The sequence below is a fragment of the Salmonella sp. GDC200615 genome, from assembly GCF_050574145.1.
Taxonomy (GTDB): Bacteria; Pseudomonadota; Gammaproteobacteria; order Enterobacterales; family Enterobacteriaceae; genus Salmonella; species Salmonella enterica.
Map to the genome: position 1 here is coordinate 751,162 of NZ_CP192247.1, position 17,601 is coordinate 768,762.

15 protein-coding genes, 1 tRNA gene and 5 pseudogenes are annotated in these 17,601 nt (G+C 45.1%); 14 read left to right on the forward strand and 7 right to left on the reverse strand.

Annotation, left to right across the window (positions count from 1 at the left end):
• Positions 1 to 48 precede the first annotated feature (48 nt).
• Entirely contained in the window at positions 49 to 1,149 is a 1,101-nt protein-coding gene (lptF, locus tag ACQ29O_RS03545; RefSeq protein WP_000584132.1) for an LPS export ABC transporter permease LptF, read from the forward strand.
• Positions 1,149 to 2,231, forward strand: coding sequence for an LPS export ABC transporter permease LptG (gene lptG, locus ACQ29O_RS03550; protein ID WP_001182242.1), 1,083 nt, complete (start codon positions 1,149 to 1,151; stop codon positions 2,229 to 2,231). Before lptF ends, lptG begins: the two co-directional genes overlap by 1 nt.
• Before the next feature lie 205 nt (positions 2,232 to 2,436).
• Here lptG and idnR read toward each other — a convergent pair whose 3' ends face one another.
• From idnR to idnD, 4 genes and pseudogenes are all read right to left on the reverse strand, one after another.
• Positions 2,437 to 3,435 (reverse strand): DNA-binding transcriptional regulator IdnR, encoded by a 999-nt coding sequence (idnR, locus tag ACQ29O_RS03555; protein ID WP_001244064.1) that lies wholly within the window; start codon positions 3,433 to 3,435, stop codon positions 2,437 to 2,439.
• 63 nt (positions 3,436 to 3,498) lie between these two features.
• Positions 3,499 to 4,104: pseudogene (locus ACQ29O_RS03560) on the reverse strand (gluconate:H+ symporter); the annotation flags it as partial.
• A pseudogene (idnO, locus tag ACQ29O_RS03565) lies at positions 4,096 to 4,782 on the reverse strand (gluconate 5-dehydrogenase); the annotation flags it as partial. The pseudogenes ACQ29O_RS03560 and idnO, both read right to left, overlap by 9 nt.
• Before the next feature lie 24 nt (positions 4,783 to 4,806).
• A complete protein-coding gene (gene idnD, locus ACQ29O_RS03570; protein WP_000453347.1) occupies positions 4,807 to 5,838 on the reverse strand; it encodes an L-idonate 5-dehydrogenase in 1,032 nt (343 codons plus the stop codon).
• A 216-nt stretch (positions 5,839 to 6,054) separates the two neighbouring features.
• Between idnD and idnK the strand changes: the two genes are divergently transcribed.
• Complete coding sequence (gene idnK, locus ACQ29O_RS03575; RefSeq protein ID WP_000896758.1) at positions 6,055 to 6,585, forward strand: gluconokinase; 531 nt, start codon at positions 6,055 to 6,057, stop codon at positions 6,583 to 6,585.
• A 27-nt stretch (positions 6,586 to 6,612) separates the two neighbouring features.
• Here idnK and ahr read toward each other — a convergent pair whose 3' ends face one another.
• On the reverse strand, positions 6,613 to 7,632 hold the full coding sequence (ahr, locus tag ACQ29O_RS03580; RefSeq protein ID WP_000152558.1) for an NADPH-dependent aldehyde reductase Ahr: 1,020 nt from the start codon (positions 7,630 to 7,632) through the stop codon (positions 6,613 to 6,615).
• Between the two features lie 222 nt (positions 7,633 to 7,854).
• On the opposite strand from ahr, the gene ACQ29O_RS03585 reads away from it, so the two are divergent.
• From ACQ29O_RS03585 to ACQ29O_RS03610, 6 genes and pseudogenes are all read left to right on the forward strand, one after another.
• Positions 7,855 to 7,939: transfer RNA gene (locus tag ACQ29O_RS03585), tRNA-Leu, on the forward strand.
• 449 nt (positions 7,940 to 8,388) lie between these two features.
• Positions 8,389 to 8,934, forward strand: coding sequence for a DUF4942 domain-containing protein (locus ACQ29O_RS03590; protein ID WP_223557450.1), 546 nt, complete (start codon positions 8,389 to 8,391; stop codon positions 8,932 to 8,934).
• 76 nt (positions 8,935 to 9,010) lie between these two features.
• Positions 9,011 to 9,259: a CopG family ribbon-helix-helix protein gene (locus ACQ29O_RS03595; protein ID WP_000168388.1), complete on the forward strand. Its 249-nt coding sequence runs from the start codon at positions 9,011 to 9,013 to the stop codon at positions 9,257 to 9,259.
• 108 nt (positions 9,260 to 9,367) lie between these two features.
• On the forward strand, positions 9,368 to 9,607 hold the full coding sequence (locus ACQ29O_RS03600; RefSeq protein WP_001118105.1) for a type II toxin-antitoxin system CcdA family antitoxin: 240 nt from the start codon (positions 9,368 to 9,370) through the stop codon (positions 9,605 to 9,607).
• A gap of 2 nt (positions 9,608 to 9,609) precedes the next feature.
• Positions 9,610 to 9,918: a CcdB family protein gene (locus tag ACQ29O_RS03605; RefSeq protein ID WP_001199742.1), complete on the forward strand. Its 309-nt coding sequence runs from the start codon at positions 9,610 to 9,612 to the stop codon at positions 9,916 to 9,918.
• 405 nt (positions 9,919 to 10,323) lie between these two features.
• Positions 10,324 to 10,464, forward strand: a pseudogene (locus ACQ29O_RS03610) (Arm DNA-binding domain-containing protein); the annotation flags it as partial.
• A gap of 31 nt (positions 10,465 to 10,495) precedes the next feature.
• On the opposite strand, the pseudogene ACQ29O_RS03615 reads toward ACQ29O_RS03610, so the two are convergent.
• Positions 10,496 to 11,629, reverse strand: a pseudogene (locus tag ACQ29O_RS03615) (IS3 family transposase).
• A 354-nt stretch (positions 11,630 to 11,983) separates the two neighbouring features.
• Here ACQ29O_RS03615 and sefA point away from each other — a divergent pair.
• The 5 genes and pseudogenes from sefA (at position 11,984) to afaD (ending at position 16,247) form a co-directional block, all read left to right on the forward strand.
• Entirely contained in the window at positions 11,984 to 12,481 is a 498-nt protein-coding gene (gene sefA / locus ACQ29O_RS03620) for an SEF14 fimbria major subunit SefA (protein ID WP_001679247.1), read from the forward strand.
• Between the two features lie 121 nt (positions 12,482 to 12,602).
• Positions 12,603 to 13,343 (forward strand): SEF14/SEF18 fimbria chaperone SefB, encoded by a 741-nt coding sequence (gene sefB, locus ACQ29O_RS03625; protein ID WP_001575372.1) that lies wholly within the window; start codon positions 12,603 to 12,605, stop codon positions 13,341 to 13,343.
• A 16-nt stretch (positions 13,344 to 13,359) separates the two neighbouring features.
• Positions 13,360 to 15,805: pseudogene (gene sefC / locus ACQ29O_RS03630) on the forward strand (SEF14/SEF18 fimbria usher protein SefC).
• Positions 15,802 to 16,017: a hypothetical protein gene (locus ACQ29O_RS03635; RefSeq protein WP_001077814.1), complete on the forward strand. Its 216-nt coding sequence runs from the start codon at positions 15,802 to 15,804 to the stop codon at positions 16,015 to 16,017. The pseudogene sefC and the gene ACQ29O_RS03635 overlap by 4 nt, the downstream one beginning before the upstream one ends.
• 32 nt (positions 16,018 to 16,049) lie before the next feature.
• Positions 16,050 to 16,247, forward strand: a complete 198-nt coding sequence (afaD, locus tag ACQ29O_RS03640) for an AfaD family invasin (RefSeq protein WP_231849110.1) — start codon at positions 16,050 to 16,052, stop codon at positions 16,245 to 16,247.
• A 33-nt stretch (positions 16,248 to 16,280) separates the two neighbouring features.
• Here afaD and ACQ29O_RS03645 read toward each other — a convergent pair whose 3' ends face one another.
• Positions 16,281 to 17,096 (reverse strand): AraC family transcriptional regulator, encoded by an 816-nt coding sequence (locus tag ACQ29O_RS03645; protein WP_000914537.1) that lies wholly within the window; start codon positions 17,094 to 17,096, stop codon positions 16,281 to 16,283.
• Between the last annotated feature and the right edge of the window lie 505 nt (positions 17,097 to 17,601).

Sequence of the window (17,601 nt, forward strand, 5' to 3'; positions counted from 1 at the left end):
ACAAGCTAAATTCCAGCAAAAAAATGGGTTTTTACGGGCGTATTTAAAGTGATAATCATAAGATATCTGGTGCGGGAGACGCTCAAAAGCCAGCTGGCGATACTCTTCATCTTACTTTTGATCTTCTTTTGTCAAAAGTTAGTGAGGATTCTCGGCGCGGCGGTTGACGGCGATATTCCCGCAAATCTGGTGCTCTCGCTTCTGGGGCTGGGCGTACCGGAAATGGCGCAGCTCATCCTGCCTTTAAGCCTGTTCCTGGGGCTGCTGATGACGCTGGGCAAACTGTATACCGAAAGTGAAATTACGGTCATGCACGCCTGTGGGTTGAGCAAAGCCGTGCTGGTAAAGGCCGCCATGGTACTGGCGTTATTTACCGGTATCCTTGCGGCGGTTAACGTGATGTGGGCCGGCCCCTGGTCGTCAAAACACCAGGATGAAGTACTGGCAGAGGCGAAAGCGAACCCCGGTATGGCGGCGTTGGCGCAGGGACAATTCCAGCAGGCGACCAACGGCAGCTCGGTGCTGTTCATCGAAAGCGTTGACGGCAGCGACTTCCACGATGTTTTCCTGGCGCAAATTCGCCCTAAGGGCAATGCTCGTCCTTCTGTGGTCGTGGCCGATTCCGGACACCTTACTCAGTTGCGCGATGGTTCCCAGGTTGTCACCTTAAACAAAGGGACGCGTTTTGAAGGAACGGCGTTGCTACGCGATTTTCGCATCACCGACTTCCAGAACTATCAGGCAATTATTGGCCATCAGGCCGTGGCGCTGGACCCGAACGATACCGACCAGATGGACATGCGCACGTTGTGGAATACCGACAACGATCGCGCTCGCGCCGAGCTGCACTGGCGTATCACGTTAGTCTTTACCGTATTTATGATGGCGCTGATGGTCGTGCCGCTCAGCGTGGTGAATCCACGTCAGGGGCGTGTCTTGTCTATGTTGCCCGCCATGCTGCTTTATCTGCTGTTCTTCCTGATCCAGACCTCCATTAAATCGAATGGCGGTAAAGGCAAACTGGACCCGGTTATCTGGATGTGGGCGGTCAACCTGATCTATCTGGCGTTGGCGATTGGTTTGAACCTGTGGGATACGGTGCCGGTCCGCCGCCTGCGTGCCCGTTTTCTGCGTAAAGGAGCGGTATAATGCAGCCATTTGGTGTACTTGACCGCTATATCGGTAAAACCATTTTTACCACCATCATGATGACGTTGTTCATGCTGGTGTCGCTCTCCGGGATCATCAAGTTTGTCGATCAGCTGAAAAAAGCGGGGCAGGGTAACTACGACGCGCTGGGCGCGGGTATGTACACCCTGCTCAGCGTACCTAAGGATATCCAGATCTTCTTTCCTATGGCGGCGCTGCTTGGCGCGCTGCTGGGACTGGGGATGCTGGCGCAGCGTAGCGAACTGGTGGTGATGCAGGCATCGGGTTTCACCCGTATGCAGGTGGCGCTGTCGGTGATGAAAACGGCTATCCCCCTGGTGCTGTTAACCATGGCGATCGGCGAATGGGTCGCCCCGCAGGGCGAGCAGATGGCGCGTAACTATCGTGCGCAGGCGATGTATGGCGGCTCGCTGCTTTCCACCCAGCAAGGTCTGTGGGCGAAAGACGGGAATAACTTTGTCTATATTGAACGGGTGAAGGGCGACGAGGAGCTGGCCGGCATTAGCATTTACGCTTTCAACGATCAGCGTCGTTTGCAGTCGGTGCGTTACGCCGCTTCGGCAAAATTCGACCCGGAGCATAAGGTCTGGCGTTTGTCGCAGGTGGATGAGTCCGATCTGCAAAACCCGAAACAGATCACCGGTTCGCAGACGGTGAGCGGCACCTGGAAAACGAATCTGACGCCGGATAAGTTAGGCGTTGTGGCGCTGGACCCGGATGCGCTTTCCATCAGCGGTCTGCATAACTACGTTAAATATCTGAAGTCGAGCGGACAGGACGCCGGACGTTATCAGCTCAATATGTGGAGTAAAATCTTCCAGCCGCTCTCCGTGGCGGTGATGATGCTGATGGCGCTGTCGTTTATCTTTGGACCGCTGCGTAGTGTGCCGATGGGCGTGCGCGTGGTGACGGGGATTAGCTTCGGCTTCGTCTTCTACGTCCTCGACCAGATTTTTGGCCCGCTGACGCTGGTATATGGCATTCCGCCGATTGTCGGCGCGCTGCTGCCGAGCGCGTCTTTCTTCCTGATTAGCCTGTGGCTAATGCTGCGTAAGTCGTAATCACAGTAATCGTAGGCCTGATGGCGCTGTGCTTTTCAGGCCTACTCCGGACCCGTAGGCCGGATAAGTCCTTTCCGCCGCCATCCGGCAGACAGCCTGGTATTCCTCGAATGATGTAGCGCGTAACCTGACACGTGGCGCTTTTGGCTACGCGTTAAGCACAGGCAAGCTGCGGGAAAGAGCATAAGCGCAGTAGTTCAAAAAGTTATAATGTGTTGCCGTGATAAATCTGATAACCCAAATCAATCGTATTATGGTTGAGATCGTTATTTTTAATTTTGTTGAGCAACATCTGCGCGGCTCTGCGCCCGATCTCAAAACGAGGGGTAATTACGCTGGCGAGGCTCGGTATCATTTGCCTGCCCATCTCCAGACCGTGGAAGCCGGCGATGGAGATCTGCTCCGGTACGGCCAGTTGACGCTCGCGGCACCACAGTAGAGCGCCCATTGCGATATCGTCGTTAGTACAAAAGACGCCATCCACGTCCGGGTGCGCAGTAAGCGCATCACGCATTAGCTGTATCCCCAGATGGATAGAGGAGATAGCGCGGGGATTGATGCGCAACGGCGCCAGCCCCCGGCGCGTCATCGCATCGCAGTAGCCGTGATAACGCTGCTCATCTCGGATATCGTCTTTTGAACCCAGATAGAGGATTTTTCGCCGCTGGCGTTTATCCAGCATGGTGCTGACCATATCAAAGGCGGCCTGACGGTTATCAAACCCCACCTCCATATCTAAGCGATCACCCTGGATGTCCATGAGTTCTACAATCGGAAGGGTAGCTGAGCGCAGGAATTTGACGGTTCTGAGGGTATGATATTTTTCTGAAAGAATAATGCCGTCGATATTGTAAGACAGTAAATTGATAACGGACTCTTCTTCCGAATCGCGATTGTAATTGTAATTCGCAATGAGAGTTTGGTAGTTATGACCCGACGTTACGGATTCAATCCCGGCAAGAATGTCGGCAAACAACTGGTTCTGGAAAGAGGGGATCAGCACGCCCAGAGTGTAACTTTGCGCGTTTAACAGCATAGCTGGCGCGCGATTTGGTATGTAGTTAATTTCCTCCATGATCTGCGCAATACGCTCGCCGGTTTCCCTGGCGACTTTTTTCGGCGAGCGGATGTAACGGCTCACCGTCATTTTTGTCACGCCAGCAAGCGTAGCGATATCCTGCAAAGAAATTCTGTGATTCCTCATGTTTTCTCCAGTACCGGGGGCGGGAACGTCGCCCCCATGGTTAATTGGGCTGCGGATGATGAATTAATGCAGAACCGCATTCAGCGCCAGTACGCCCAGTAACCCCATGACAGAAATCAATGTTTCCATAACGGTCCAGGTACGTAGGGTTTCCCCGACGCTAAGATTAAAATACCCTTTAAACAGCCAAAAACCGGGATCGTTAACATGTGATGCAATAACGCTTCCCGCGCCTGTCGCCAGTACCATTAACGCCGGATCGGCGTGGGTTACGTTAATAATCGGCAATACGACGCCCGCTGTGGTTATCGCGGCCACGGTCGCGGAACCTAACGCAATACGCAGCACGGCGGCTACCGTCCAGCACATTAATAACGGAGATAGCGAGGTGCCGGTCATTAATTGCGAGATATATTGGCCCACGCCGCTATCCACCAGCACTTGTTTAAACGCGCCGCCGCCCGCTATGATAAAAACAATCATCGCAATAGCGCCAATGGACTCGCCGACGATATCCATCACCTGCTCAACCGTACGTCCGTTGCGTCGGCCCAGCGTAAAAATGGCGATGATAATGGCAATAAACAACGCCACTGCTGGATTACCGATAAATTCGAAGAAAACCCGCACGGCATTCGTTTTTGGCAGCGTGATTTCACATACCGCTGCGCCAATAAGCTCCCGGGGATCGCCCCAGCGTGCGGCAGGCGTACGTTTGCATAGCCAGGAGGTGAAGGCTTCATCTTCAACCAGCGCTTTGGTCATCTCCGTTTTGAAGTATCCCGGCGCAATACCGTTGACCTGGATATTATGACGCGCCAGCTCCACGCACATGCCGCGAGTCAGCATCTTCACGGCACCCTTCGACGCGGCATATGGCGTAATCGTGTCGCGGCCCAGCTCGCTTTGCATCGAACAGATATTGATCACTTTTCCTGCCTTACGCGCCACCATACGGCGCGTAACGGCCTGAGAGACGAGAAAAACCGCGGTCTGATTTACGGCGATGACATCATTCCACTCCTGCTCGGGAAACTCAGTAAACGGATGACGGCGCTGGATACCGGCGTTATTTATCAGGACGTCAATGACGCCGATATCTTTTTCGATATGTTCAATCGCAGCTTCAATATCCTGTTTATGGGTGACATTAAAGGGAGCGGCAATAGCCTTTATCCCTTCCTGCTGAAGTTTCGTCACGGCTGTTTCGGCGCGCTCCGGAGTAATATCGTTAACAATAATGCGCGCGCCATAGCGACCAAGACCGGTTGCCAGCAAATAACCAATTCCCGGAGCGGCTCCGGTGATAAGGATATTTTTACCTGCCAGTGAAAAAAGATCGTTCATGATAGTGTCCCTTATTTTACTTTCTCAGAAAATGAGCTGAACTTTTGCCGCCTGTGTTTTGTCTCCGGCAAAGATCAGCGCCGCTTCCAGGTCGGTAAATGGATATTCCGCGCTCAGTAACGGCAGCGGATTGATAACGCGGTTGGCAAGCCAGGAAACCGCAGTATTAAATTCGGTAGTAAAACGGAAAGAGCCTTTCAGGGAGATCTCTTTGCTTATTACCATCATCATCGGGAAGTTGGGGACTGCGCCGCCCATGCCAACCTGCACCATCACGCCTTTGGCCCGTGTGACTTCCAGACACGTTGAGATAGAGGAAGGATGCCCAGAGACTTCAAAACTGATATCGAAATACCCTTTTTCTGCTTTCCAGCCATCAAGAGAATCATGCTGTGGGTTCACCAGCGTATCCGCGCCCATCTGCCGGGCCAGCGAGAGAGAACGGGCGCTGATATCGGCACATACCACTTCCGCCGCGCCCAGCGTTTTTACCGCGCTAACAATCAGGCAGCCGATAGGGCCAACGCCGGAGATAAAGACGCGTTTGCCCTGCAGATCGCCCGCCTCATGAGCCGCATGAATGGCAACCGCCAGCGGTTCGGCAAAGGCCATGGCTTTTTCGTCCGCCTGTTCCGGCCAGGGAATGCACTGAGCGGTATCGACAGCTTTAAATCGGGTAAAACCGCCATCGACATGCGGAAAATACATGGCGCTGCCAAAGAAACGCATTTCAGTACAGTGGTTTTCTTCATGCTGCAGACAGTATTTGCAATGACCACAAGGCTTCGATGGATTAATCGCTACCGGTTGTCCTTCACGTAATAAATCTGAGTCGCTATGAACGATTTTGCCAATCACTTCATGACCTAAAATCATTGGCGCTTTTACTGTAAAATTGCCGACTTTGCCTTCCTGATAATAATGTAAGTCAGACCCACAAATGCCGCCACGGGTAATTTGTACGAGTGTTCCTTTATTATTCCATTCAATATTTTGTTCCGTAACGGCAACAGCACGCTTACCCGCAACAACGCAGGATTGAGTTTTTACTTCCATAAATTCCTCACTGGTCAGGTAGTTACCCTGAACGCATTTAAGCGGTTTTATTTGTCATTATTTGTGACTTACGTCACGCTGGAAAATTGTTACACTACAATGTTACGCATAACGTGATGTGCCTTAGAGTTCTTCTCTATGGAAATTAAAAAACGTGAAATTGTCGAACGTAGAGGCGTAATATTGTGGAGTGGAATATGACTCAGAGGTATTTAAATGGCCGGGGAAAGCTATATTTTAATGGGTGTTTCAGGTAGTGGTAAGTCTTTAATAGGCAGCAAAATTGCAACATTATTTTCTGCGAAGTTTATTGACGGCGATGATCTCCATCCGGCGAAAAACATTGATAAAATGTCTCAGGGAATACCGTTAACTGATGAAGACCGCTTACCCTGGCTGGAACGATTAAATGACGCTTCATACAGTCTTTATAAAAAAAATGAGACGGGATTTATTGTCTGCTCGTCATTAAAAAAACAGTACCGCGATATTTTACGTAAGAGCAGCCCTAACGTACATTTCCTGTGGCTGGATGGCGATTACGCTACCATTCTGCAGCGAATGCAGCGTCGTGCCGGGCATTTTATGCCGCCAGACCTGCTGCAAAGTCAGTTTGACGCGCTGGAGCGACCGTGTGCCGATGAACATGATATTGCGCGTATCGATGTTAATCATGACATCGAGCACGTGACGGAGCAGTGCCGACAGGCTGTACAGGCTTTTCGTCAGGCACTCAGCGCTTCCTGATCATTGTCAAAGCGCTGAGTCAGGCGGTCAGAAGTCAGCTTTTAGCACTACACGATAGCGGGCTTTGCCGTCGCGAACGTGCTGGATAGCCTCGTTGATTTGTGACATCGCGAACAGTTCCGTGGTGGGCGCGACTTTGCTGCGTCCGGCGAATTTCATCAGTTTGCGAAGTTCATATGGCGTTCCGGTTGCCGAGCCTGAGATACTGCGATCGCCGGCAATTAATGTAAACGCCGGTACGGGCAGCGGCTTCAATACGGCCCCAACGGTATGGAAGTTGCCGCCATACGTCAGCGCTTCGAAGTAGGGCTGCCAGTCGAGATCGACGTTGACCGTGTTAATAATGAGATCGAACTGGCCCGCCAGTGCTTTTAACGCTTCCGGATCGCGGCTGTTCACCACGTTATTGGCACCCATCGCCAGCACTTCCTGCTCTTTCGATGGATTGGAGCTGAACGCGGTGACTTCGCAGCCCATTGCATGTAACAGCTTTATGGCGATATGCCCAAGCCCGCCAATACCGATGACGCCAACGCGGCTGGTAGCAGTAATATGGTGCATCAGTAGCGGTTTAAAGACCGTAATGCCGCCACATAACAGCGGGCCTGCGGACGCCATATCCATATTCTCCGGAAGAGGAATTACCCACTGCCAGCCCGCGCGAAGCTTCTCGGCAAAACCGCCACGATTGAGGATAGTGGGCACTGCCCCTTCCAGGCAGTTAATTTGATTGCCGCTGATACAGGCATCGCAGTGTCCGCAGCTGCGCGCCGTCCAGCCGATTCCAACGCGCTGGCCGACTTTTAGTCCCTTATCCTGTGCCGCGCTACCGAGTGCGGCCACCCGACCGATGACCTCATGTCCGGCAACCAGAGGGTATTGAGAGAACCCCCATTCATTGTCGATCATTGACAGATCGGAATGGCAGATCCCGCAGTAGTCGACCCGTACCTCGACATCTTCCGGTTGGAGTTCTCCCGCGTCATATTCATAGAGTTCGAGTTCGCCGCCCGCCTCTTTGGCGGCGTAGCTTTTTATTATCGTCATTGTGCTTCCCTTAATGTGGTGTTGAACTGAAAAGTGTAGAGCATGGAGGCAAGGGACGCCCGGCGTTAATCTGCTGGAGAAGGCGGGAAGTAGCCTGATTATTCTATTTAATCCTCAACGCTGCTGAAATTTTCAGCACTTAGCGATACAGGTGTATGCTCGTGCTTGCATGGCGGCGTATGACAGGTATAATCCACAACGTTTTCCGCATACCTCTTCAGTGCCGAAGTGGCGAAATCGGTAGACGCAGTTGATTCAAAATCAACCGTAGAAATACGTGCCGGTTCGAGTCCGGCCTTCGGCACCAAAAGCATGTAAATGGACCTCAGCTGAGGTCTTTTTTATGTCTGAAATCCGCGCTATACAAGGCCTTCCACGATTTTTCCTTCAACTGAAGTCAATCTAACTCAACCCACATCAACAAGCTTGTGAGTATACTAATGAGTATATTTTCCGATTCTATATTGCTTGTATACTCACGAGATACCAATCGAAGGAGGTCTATCATGACCTAACGGATACTAAAGTTCGTTCTGCGAAACCTGAGGATAAAGAGTATTCACTTGTTGACGGTGACGGCATGTCCTTACTTGTAAAACCTAAATAGCTGCGCCAAATAGTAGATCACTTTGAGGGAACTCAGCCCGGATTGTGCGATCTGATCAATCGCCAAAAATCACAAATCACCAACCGGACTGAGCGATGCCGATCATAGCACCAATTCCCCGTGACGAACGACGCCTGATGTAGAAAGCTATCCATAAAACGCACGATAAAAATTATGCCCGCAGGCTGACTGCCATGCTGATGCTGCACCGGGGCGATTGCGTCAGCGACGTTGCCAGAACGCTCTGCTGTGCCCGTTCCTCCGTCGGTCGCTGGATTAACTGGTTCACGTTGTCGGGTATTGAAGGTCTGAAATCATTATCTGCCGGGCGTACCCGTCGCTGGCCGTTTGAGCATATCTGCACGCTGTTACGTGAGCAGGTAAAACACTCTCCCGGTGATTTTGGCTACCAGCGTTCTCGCTGGAGTACAGAACTTCTGGCAATAAAAATCAATGAGATAACCGGTTGCCAGTTACATGCCGGAACCGTTCGCCGCTGGTTGCCGTCTGCGGGGCTTGTGTGGCGAAGGGCCGCGCCAACTCTGCGTATCCGTGACCCGCATAAAGATGAAAAGATATCTATTCGCTATTTTCAGAAGGGCAGCGGGCATATCACGTTTAAGCGTCTGGATCTGGTGGAGAAGATGAATGATATCGTGGCTAAACACTATCCGGGGATGTTGCCTGTGAAATAAGATGTGATGTTTTTATAGGCACCTCTATACTAATCTTAATAGGAGTTATTAAGTATTATTAAACGAGGTAATCCCTATGGCTTCTTCCGCTAAACAGACCATCAGCGCCCAGATTCCAGTTGAGTTGGCTGCTGCTGTTGAAAATCTGGCAATTGAGTTAGATCGTTCTAAGAGCTGGATTATTAAGGAAGCATTGACCAGTATGCTGGCCGAAAGAGAGCGGCGTCATCAGAGCATCCAGGCCGGTCTTGCCGATGTGGATGCTGGTCGTGTAGTGAGTCATTCGGATATGGTAGATTTTGACAACCGTTTAAAGGAAACCTGACAGGCAAAGATGTTGCTATCCGAGATAGTCGCCTCTCATTGCCATTTGCTTAAATATTCCCCATACTAGATACATGTGTTTATTACACGTGTAATTTTAGGAGGCTCTATGCCAGGTATGAGTGTACGACATAAAAAAACAGTCAGTGTCACGCTGGAACCTGCATTGCTTCAGCAAGCCCGTGATGCAGGTATTAATCTGTCAGCGGTGCTTACCGCCGCGCTGAAAGAGGAAATCAGTGCCACAGGCGTTGAACGCTGGAAAGCAGAAAATAGAGCGGGTTTGCAGGAGCTCAATCGTATTACTGATGAGCATGGCCTTTTATCGGACGATTACAGGACGTTTTAATCATGCAATACATGGTTTATCACAATAAAGGAAACAGCAAGGCTTATCCTTATTTACTTGATGTGCAAAGCGATATTATTGATGAACTGCATACTCGCATGGTTATCCCATTGTTTCCTGTGAGCAGATTGGTAAATAACCCAGTTAAGCGCCTCACGCCCACTCTGAATGTGGAAGGTAATGACTATCTGGTGATGACTCACGAAATGGCGAGTATCAGGCTTTCGCAGATTGGTGATGAGGTGATGGACGTTCGTTCCCACAGGCAAACCATCAAAAATGCTCTCGATTTTATCTTTGACGGGTTCTGAATGGCTTGCAGGTCAAATGAAGAGTTGTTCACCGTTCTGGAGGGGACTTGACGCGCTTGAACCTGTGGAAGAAGATGAGGCGTGATTTTAAGTTAACTGCGTTTTCAGAGAATCGCGCATGAGTATACATGTGAGTATATATAGCGGTTCTCTTGTTTTGTAATCTTATTTACTTCAATAGGTTACGTCGAGAATCGCGGTGCGGCCTTCGCACCATACAAAGCTTTTTTCAAGTCTACTAACGTCTACTTTAGTCGATAAAAACAGTAAGTTAAGCAGGTTTCTGACTTAGCCTAGTCTGTTCACGTCTACTCAATTCCTTGAACATATACCAACCGATGATGGTGTAACTGATGGTATTCCCGGTTCGATTGATTTTGGTACCAACACTGGAGATATCAACTGATGGCTCTCACCGATATCAAAGTTAGGACTACCAAGCCCTCCGACAAACCTTTCAAACTCACAGATGGGCAGGGTATGCACCTGCTGATCAACCCCAATGGTTCAAAATACTGGCGACTCCAATACTGTTTCGTGGGTAAACTGATCCTACCCGCGTAATAGGGATACAACCCTAAGCGCGGTTCTGGTTTTCAAATTGTTCCGGACTGAGACCGCCACAGGCACTGTGGCGACGCCAGCGATTGTAATCGCACTCAATATAATTAAACATTGCTGCCCGCATTATTTCCCGGCTGGCAAAGTCCTCTCCATGAATACATTCCACCTTCAGCGTGTGGAAGAAGCTTTCCGCACAGGCATTATCGTAACAACAGCCTCTGGCGCTCATCCTGCCCCGAAGATTATGCCGTTTCAGTAAGCTCTGGTAATCCGCTGAACAGTACTTACTGCCTCTGTCTGTATATATGATGACTTTTCCGGTCTTTTACGCCGCCACAGCGCTATCTGTAATGTATCGCAGGCAAACTGTGCCGTCATCCGCGAGGACATAGACCAGCCAGTGGCTGACCGCGGCCACAGGTCAATAACCACGGCCAGATAAAGCCAGTCTTCACCGGTGCGAAGATACATGATGTCACCCACCCATTTCTGATTCGGGCCACTGGCGTAAAAGCCCTGCTTCAGCAGATTCTCTGGACTGGCAGACCATGTTCGCGGTAACTGACTGGACTGATCTTCCGTGAAGCTTTCGCCCGCAGCACCTGCCGGCGCAGGCTGGCCGCTACGGTTTTTATGTTATACACCCGTCCCTGAGCACGAAGCTCATCCGTCAGGCGTGGCGTACCGTAGCGCTGTTTTGCGTCACTGAATGCCTCCCGTACGACGTTATCACAGACAAGTCGGAACTGCTGACGCCGGACGTACCAGCTGTTACGGGCAACCTGAAGTACACGGCATATGGCTTTGATACTGAACTCAGCCTGATGTTTTTCGATGAAGACATACTTCATTTCAGGCGTTTCGCGAAGTATGTCGCGACCATTCTGGAGAATGGTCAGTTCCTCATCCCGTTCTGCCAGTTGACGCTTCAGACGGACGATTTCTGCGGACATCTCCTGTTCGCGTTCAGAAGAAGAGAGCTGATTTTGCTGTTTGCTTCGCCAGTTGTAGAGCTGCGATTCATACAGGTTAAGCTCGCTGGTAGCCGCAGCCATCCCAATGCGTTAGCCAGTTTCAAGGCTTCGTCGCGAAATTCAGGCGTATGTTGCTTGCATGGCTTTTTGGTGGTTGATGCTGCTTTTGTCATGTGAGACACCTCTTTCTTGAGAGTTTACTCACTTTGTCGCATGTCCACTCTTGCTGGGTAAGATCAGACAACCCATTCTCTCAATAAATAACATAAACATTTTTATTTGGATGTGTTTTTTTGTTTATGCTTTTTAAATAAAGGGTTGATATGAAATTTTTTAAACATGTGGATATTAGATATTCCACAAAAAGTATTAATGGATCATCCACTTATTAATGGGGATGTTGTGTAAAGATAAAAAAATAGTGATCCTTGTTTTTTTCTTAAATTTTTAAAATGGCGTGAGTATATTAGCATCCGCACAGATAAATTGTGCGAATGCTAATAGTTGATTTTTGGAGATTTTGTAATATGCGTAAATCAGCATCTGCAGTAGCAGTTCTTGCTTTAATTGCATGTGGCAGTGCCCACGCAGCTGGCTTTGTTGGTAACAAAGCAGAGGTTCAGGCAGCGGTTACTATTGCAGCTCAGAATACAACATCAGCCAACTGGAGTCAGGATCCTGGCTTTACAGGGCCTGCTGTTGCTGCTGGTCAGAAAGTTGGTACTCTCAGCATTACTGCTACTGGTCCACATAACTCAGTATCTATTGCAGGTAAAGGGGCTTCGGTATCTGGTGGTGTAGCCACTGTCCCGTTCGTTGATGGACAAGGACAGCCTGTTTTCCGTGGGCGTATTCAGGGAGCCAATATTAATGACCAAGCAAATACTGGAATTGACGGGCTTGCAGGTTGGCGAGTTGCCAGCTCTCAAGAAACGCTAAATGTCCCTGTCACAACCTTTGGTAAATCGACCCTGCCAGCAGGTACTTTCACTGCGACCTTCTACGTTCAGCAGTATCAAAACTAATTTAATTTAAACTTTATAAATGCCCTCAATATGAGGGCATTTGGATAATTTTATTATTTTAAAAATATCTATTTTGAATAGATAGGTTTTATGCTTCCATGCAAAAACTTAAAGAGGGATTATGTATATTTTGAATAAATGTATACGTAGAACTGTTATCTTTTTCTTTTTTTGCTACCTTCCAATTGCTTCTTCGGAAAGTAAAAAAATTGAGCAACCATTATTAACACAAAAATATTATGGCCTAAGATTGGGCACTACACGTGTTATTTATAAAGAAGATGCTCCATCAACAAGTTTTTGGATTATGAATGAAAAAGAATATCCAATCCTTGTTCAAACTCAAGTATATAATGATGATAAATCATCAAAAGCTCCATTTATTGTAACACCACCTATTTTGAAAGTTGAAAGTAATGCGCGAACAAGATTGAAGGTAATACCAACAAGTAATCTATTCAATAAAAATGAGGAGTCTTTGTATTGGTTGTGTGTAAAAGGAGTCCCACCACTAAATGATAATGAAAGCAATAATAAAAACAACATAACTACGAATCTTAATGTGAATGTGGTTACGAATAGTTGTATTAAATTAATTTATAGGCCTAAAACTATAGACTTAACGACAATGGAGATTGCAGATAAATTAAAGTTAGAGAGAAAAGGAAATAGTATAGTTATAAAGAATCCAACATCATCATATGTGAATATTGCAAATATTAAATCTGGTAATTTAAGTTTTAATATTCCAAATGGATATATTGAGCCATTTGGATATGCTCAATTACCTGGTGGAGTACATAGTAAAATAACTTTGACTATTTTGGATGATAACGGCGCTGAAATTATAAGAGATTATTAGTTTAAGGTGTAAACAAATGAAGAAAACCACAATTACTCTATTTGTTTTAACCAGTGTATTTCACTCTGGAAATGTTTTCTCCAGACAATATAATTTCGACTATGGAAGTTTGAGTCTTCCTCCCGGTGAGAATGCATCTTTTCTAAGTGTTGAAACGCTTCCTGGTAATTATGTTGTTGATGTATATTTGAATAATCAGTTAAAAGAAACTACTGAGTTGTATTTCAAATCAATGACTCAGACTCTAGAACCATGCTTAACAAAAGAAAAACTTATAAAGTATGGGATCGCCATCCAGGAGCTTCATGGGTTGCAGTTTGATAATGAACAATGCGTTCTCTTAGAGCATTCTCCTCTTAAATATACTTATAACGCGGCTAACCAAAGTTTGCTTTTAAATGCACCATCTAAAATTCTATCTCCAATAGACAGTGAAATTGCTGATGAAAATATCTGGGATGATGGCATTAACGCTTTTCTTTTAAATTACAGAGCTAATTATTTGCATTCTAAGGTTGGAGGAGAAGATTCATACTTTGGTCAAATTCAACCTGGTTTTAATTTTGGTCCCTGGCGGCTAAGGAATCTATCATCTTGGCAAAACTTGTCAAGCGAAAAAAAATTTGAATCAGCATATATTTATGCTGAGCGAGGTTTAAAAAAAATAAAGAGCAAACTAACAGTTGGGGACAAATATACCAGTGCAGATTTATTCGATAGCGTACCATTTAGAGGCTTTTCTTTAAATAAAGATGAAAGTATGATACCTTTCTCACAGAGAACATATTATCCAACAATACGTGGTATTGCGAAAACCAATGCGACTGTAGAAGTAAGACAAAATGGATACTTGATATATTCTACTTCAGTCCCCCCCGGGCAATTCGAGATAGGTAGAGAACAAATTGCTGATCTTGGTGTTGGGGTTGGGGTTCTTGATGTTAGCATTTATGAAAAAAATGGGCAGGTCCAAAACTACACAGTGCCATATTCAACTCCTGTATTATCTTTGCCTGATGGATATTCTAAATATAGTGTAACTATTGGTAGATACAGGGAGGTTAACAATGATTATATCGATCCTGTTTTTTTTGAAGGGACTTATATATATGGTCTGCCTTATGGGTTTACTTTATTTGGTGGAGTGCAATAGGTAAATATTTATAATTCATATGCCATAGGCGCAAGTAAAGATATTGGTGAGTATGGTGCTCTGTCTTTTGACTGGAAAACATCTGTTTCGAAGACTGATACATCCAATGAAAATGGTCATGCATATGGGATTAGATACAATAAAAATATCGCTCAGACAAACACCGAAGTATCTTTGGCTAGTCATTACTATTATTCGAAAAATTATAGAACTTTTTCTGAAGCAATTCATAGTAGCGAGCATGATGAATTTTACGATAAAAATAAGAAATCAACAACCTCTATGTTATTAAGTCAGGCATTAGGATCTCTGGGTTCTGTTAACTTAAGCTACAATTATGATAAATATTGGAAACATGAAGGTAAAAAATCAATAATTGCTAGTTATGGGAAGAATTTAAATGGTGTTTCGTTATCGCTTTCATATACGAAAAGTACATCAAAGATTAGTGAAGAAAATGAAGATTTATTCAGTTTTCTACTCAGTGTACCTTTGCAAAAACTTACAAATCATGAAATGTATGCTACATATCAAAACTCATCCTCTTCAAAGCATGATATGAATCATGATTTAGGTATTACTGGTGTGGCATTTAATAGCCAATTGACATGGCAAGCAAGAGGGCAAATAGAAGATAAATCGAAAAATCAAAAGGCTACATTTTTAAATGCTTCTTGGCGAGGTACTTATGGGGAGATCGGAGCAAACTATAGTCATAATGAAATAAATCGTGATATTGGGATGAATGTTTCTGGTGGGGTGATTGCTCATTCATCAGGAATTACGTTTGGTCAGAGTATATCGGATACTGCTGCACTGGTAGAGGCTAAAGGTGTAAGTGGGGCAAAAGTTCTGGGCCTACCAGGTGTTAGAACCGATTTTAGAGGCTATACAATATCCAGTTATCTTACTCCATATATGAATAACTTCATATCTATAGATCCAACAACGTTACCAATAAATACGGATATTAGGCAAACTGATATTCAAGTAGTTCCTACCGAAGGTGCTATTGTAAAAGCTGTATATAAAACAAGCGTGGGTACTAATGCATTAATTAGAATTACAAGAACAAATGGAAAGCCACTAGCTCTTGGCACAGTTCTTTCACTTAAGAATAATGATGGAGTAATCCAATCAACATCTATTGTTGGCGAAGATGGTCAGGCATATGTATCTGGATTGTCAGGAGTGCAAAAATTAATCGCTTCGTGGGGGAATAAGCCCTCCGATACTTGTACAGTTTTTTTACTCTCTTCCCGATAAAAACAAAGGTCAGATTAGCTTTTTAAATGGAGTGTGCAAATGAATCAGTATAATTCGTCAATACCTAAGTTCATTGTCTCTGTTTTTCTGATTGTTACTGGTTTTTTCAGCTCAACTATTAAAGCACAAGAACTTAAATTAATGATTAAAATAAATGAGGCTGTTTTTTATGACCGTATTACAAGTAATAAAATAATAGGTACGGGGCATCTATTTAACAGAGAGGGAAAAAAATCCTCATTAGTTCAAGTTTAGAAAAAATTAAAAATACCCCAGGGGCATATATTATTAGAGGTCAGAATAACTCAGCCCATAAGCTTAGGATAAGAATAGGTGGAGAAGACTGGCAACCAGATAATTCAGGTATTGGTATGGTATCTCATTCTGATTTTACTAATGAATTTAATATTTATTATTTTGGGAATGGAGACATTCCTGTTGACACATATTTAATAAGCATATATGCGACAGAAATTGAATTATAATAAAGGGTGCGCAAATTGGCGCACCTATAACTCTTAATTATAAAGCATAAATGCAGCTTTTTCTCCTGTATTTCTATGCTTATATTTTAGATGGAATTGTTTTGGGGTTAAGCCATAATAGTCAGAAAATAATTTAATGAAATATGATACGCTTGACATTCCTACGGCATATGATACTTTATTAATATGGGTGTCGCTATCAAGCACCAAACGCGCTGCTTTTTGCATCCTGGCATCCAGAAGGATTCTGTAAAAATTAGTATTTTCATTCTCAAGTTTTTTTCTGATAGTCACTTCTGATAAATTTAGTTTTTCGGATAATGTTTTTAATCTCCATTTCGTTGAAATGTCATTATCTATTGTTTTTCTAACAATATCAGAAAAACTACGTGAGACTGAAATGCACAGAGATGTGTATAGCTGCTCGATATTATTCACTTTTGAAAATAAGCAGGCAATTTCATAAATATCATTATTGTTATTTTTTCTCTTTTTTAAATATTCAAATAAAATTCCATTAATTCCATTGTCGGTTATAATAAAAACCTTATCGCTAAATGTTCTGTAGCGTATTGGTGATAAACTTTCTGAGCAATTAGAAGCCTCAAATAAGCATAAAACTCTACTTAATAATTCATCTGGCAAAGTAATAATGTCAAATGATTCAATGTCATCCATATATTCAATTTCCACAACGGCTTCTATATTTTTTTCTATTAAGGCTATGTTGCCTCTAGTTATTTTTATTTCCTCTGGCTTTGACTTGTTCTTAATGGTAACAATACAGTTTTTCGAATGTAAAATAGCATAACGATATAGTTTTATTTTTATGGCGTTTTTTTTCAACATGGAATCGCACCTAATTTTCACGCTTCACTGCAGAAGCCGATTTTATATTATTGTAGGTATTGTTTTATGATATAAAAATAACTTTATTAGATATGATTATCCGAAGGTGATGTTTTAAAATATCTAAATGCAGTGTAAGCCATGTGTGGTTGTTATAAGTGCTTTATAGGAGTTGTTGTTTCGTTATGCTCAATTAATTATGTCCATCTATATCCAACGGAGAGCCATGTGATATTTCTTTTAATGCCGGTACTGTACAGTCCGGGCAGGCTTGATTGGATCTATAAAAATAGATATGACTATCTCCTAAGATTTTAAATTCTCCGTATAAATGTTGAATGGGGATACTGCAATGCCTTTGATGTGACGTCTTAAAGGTAGGGCTTTATACATAACCAATACTCGAGTGAATCTGATGAAAGTGAATATGCATAAATGAACCATCAAAATATTCACATATTTTTACTTTTCGTCTTGGTTTGACCATATCGTAATGAGGTTGCTA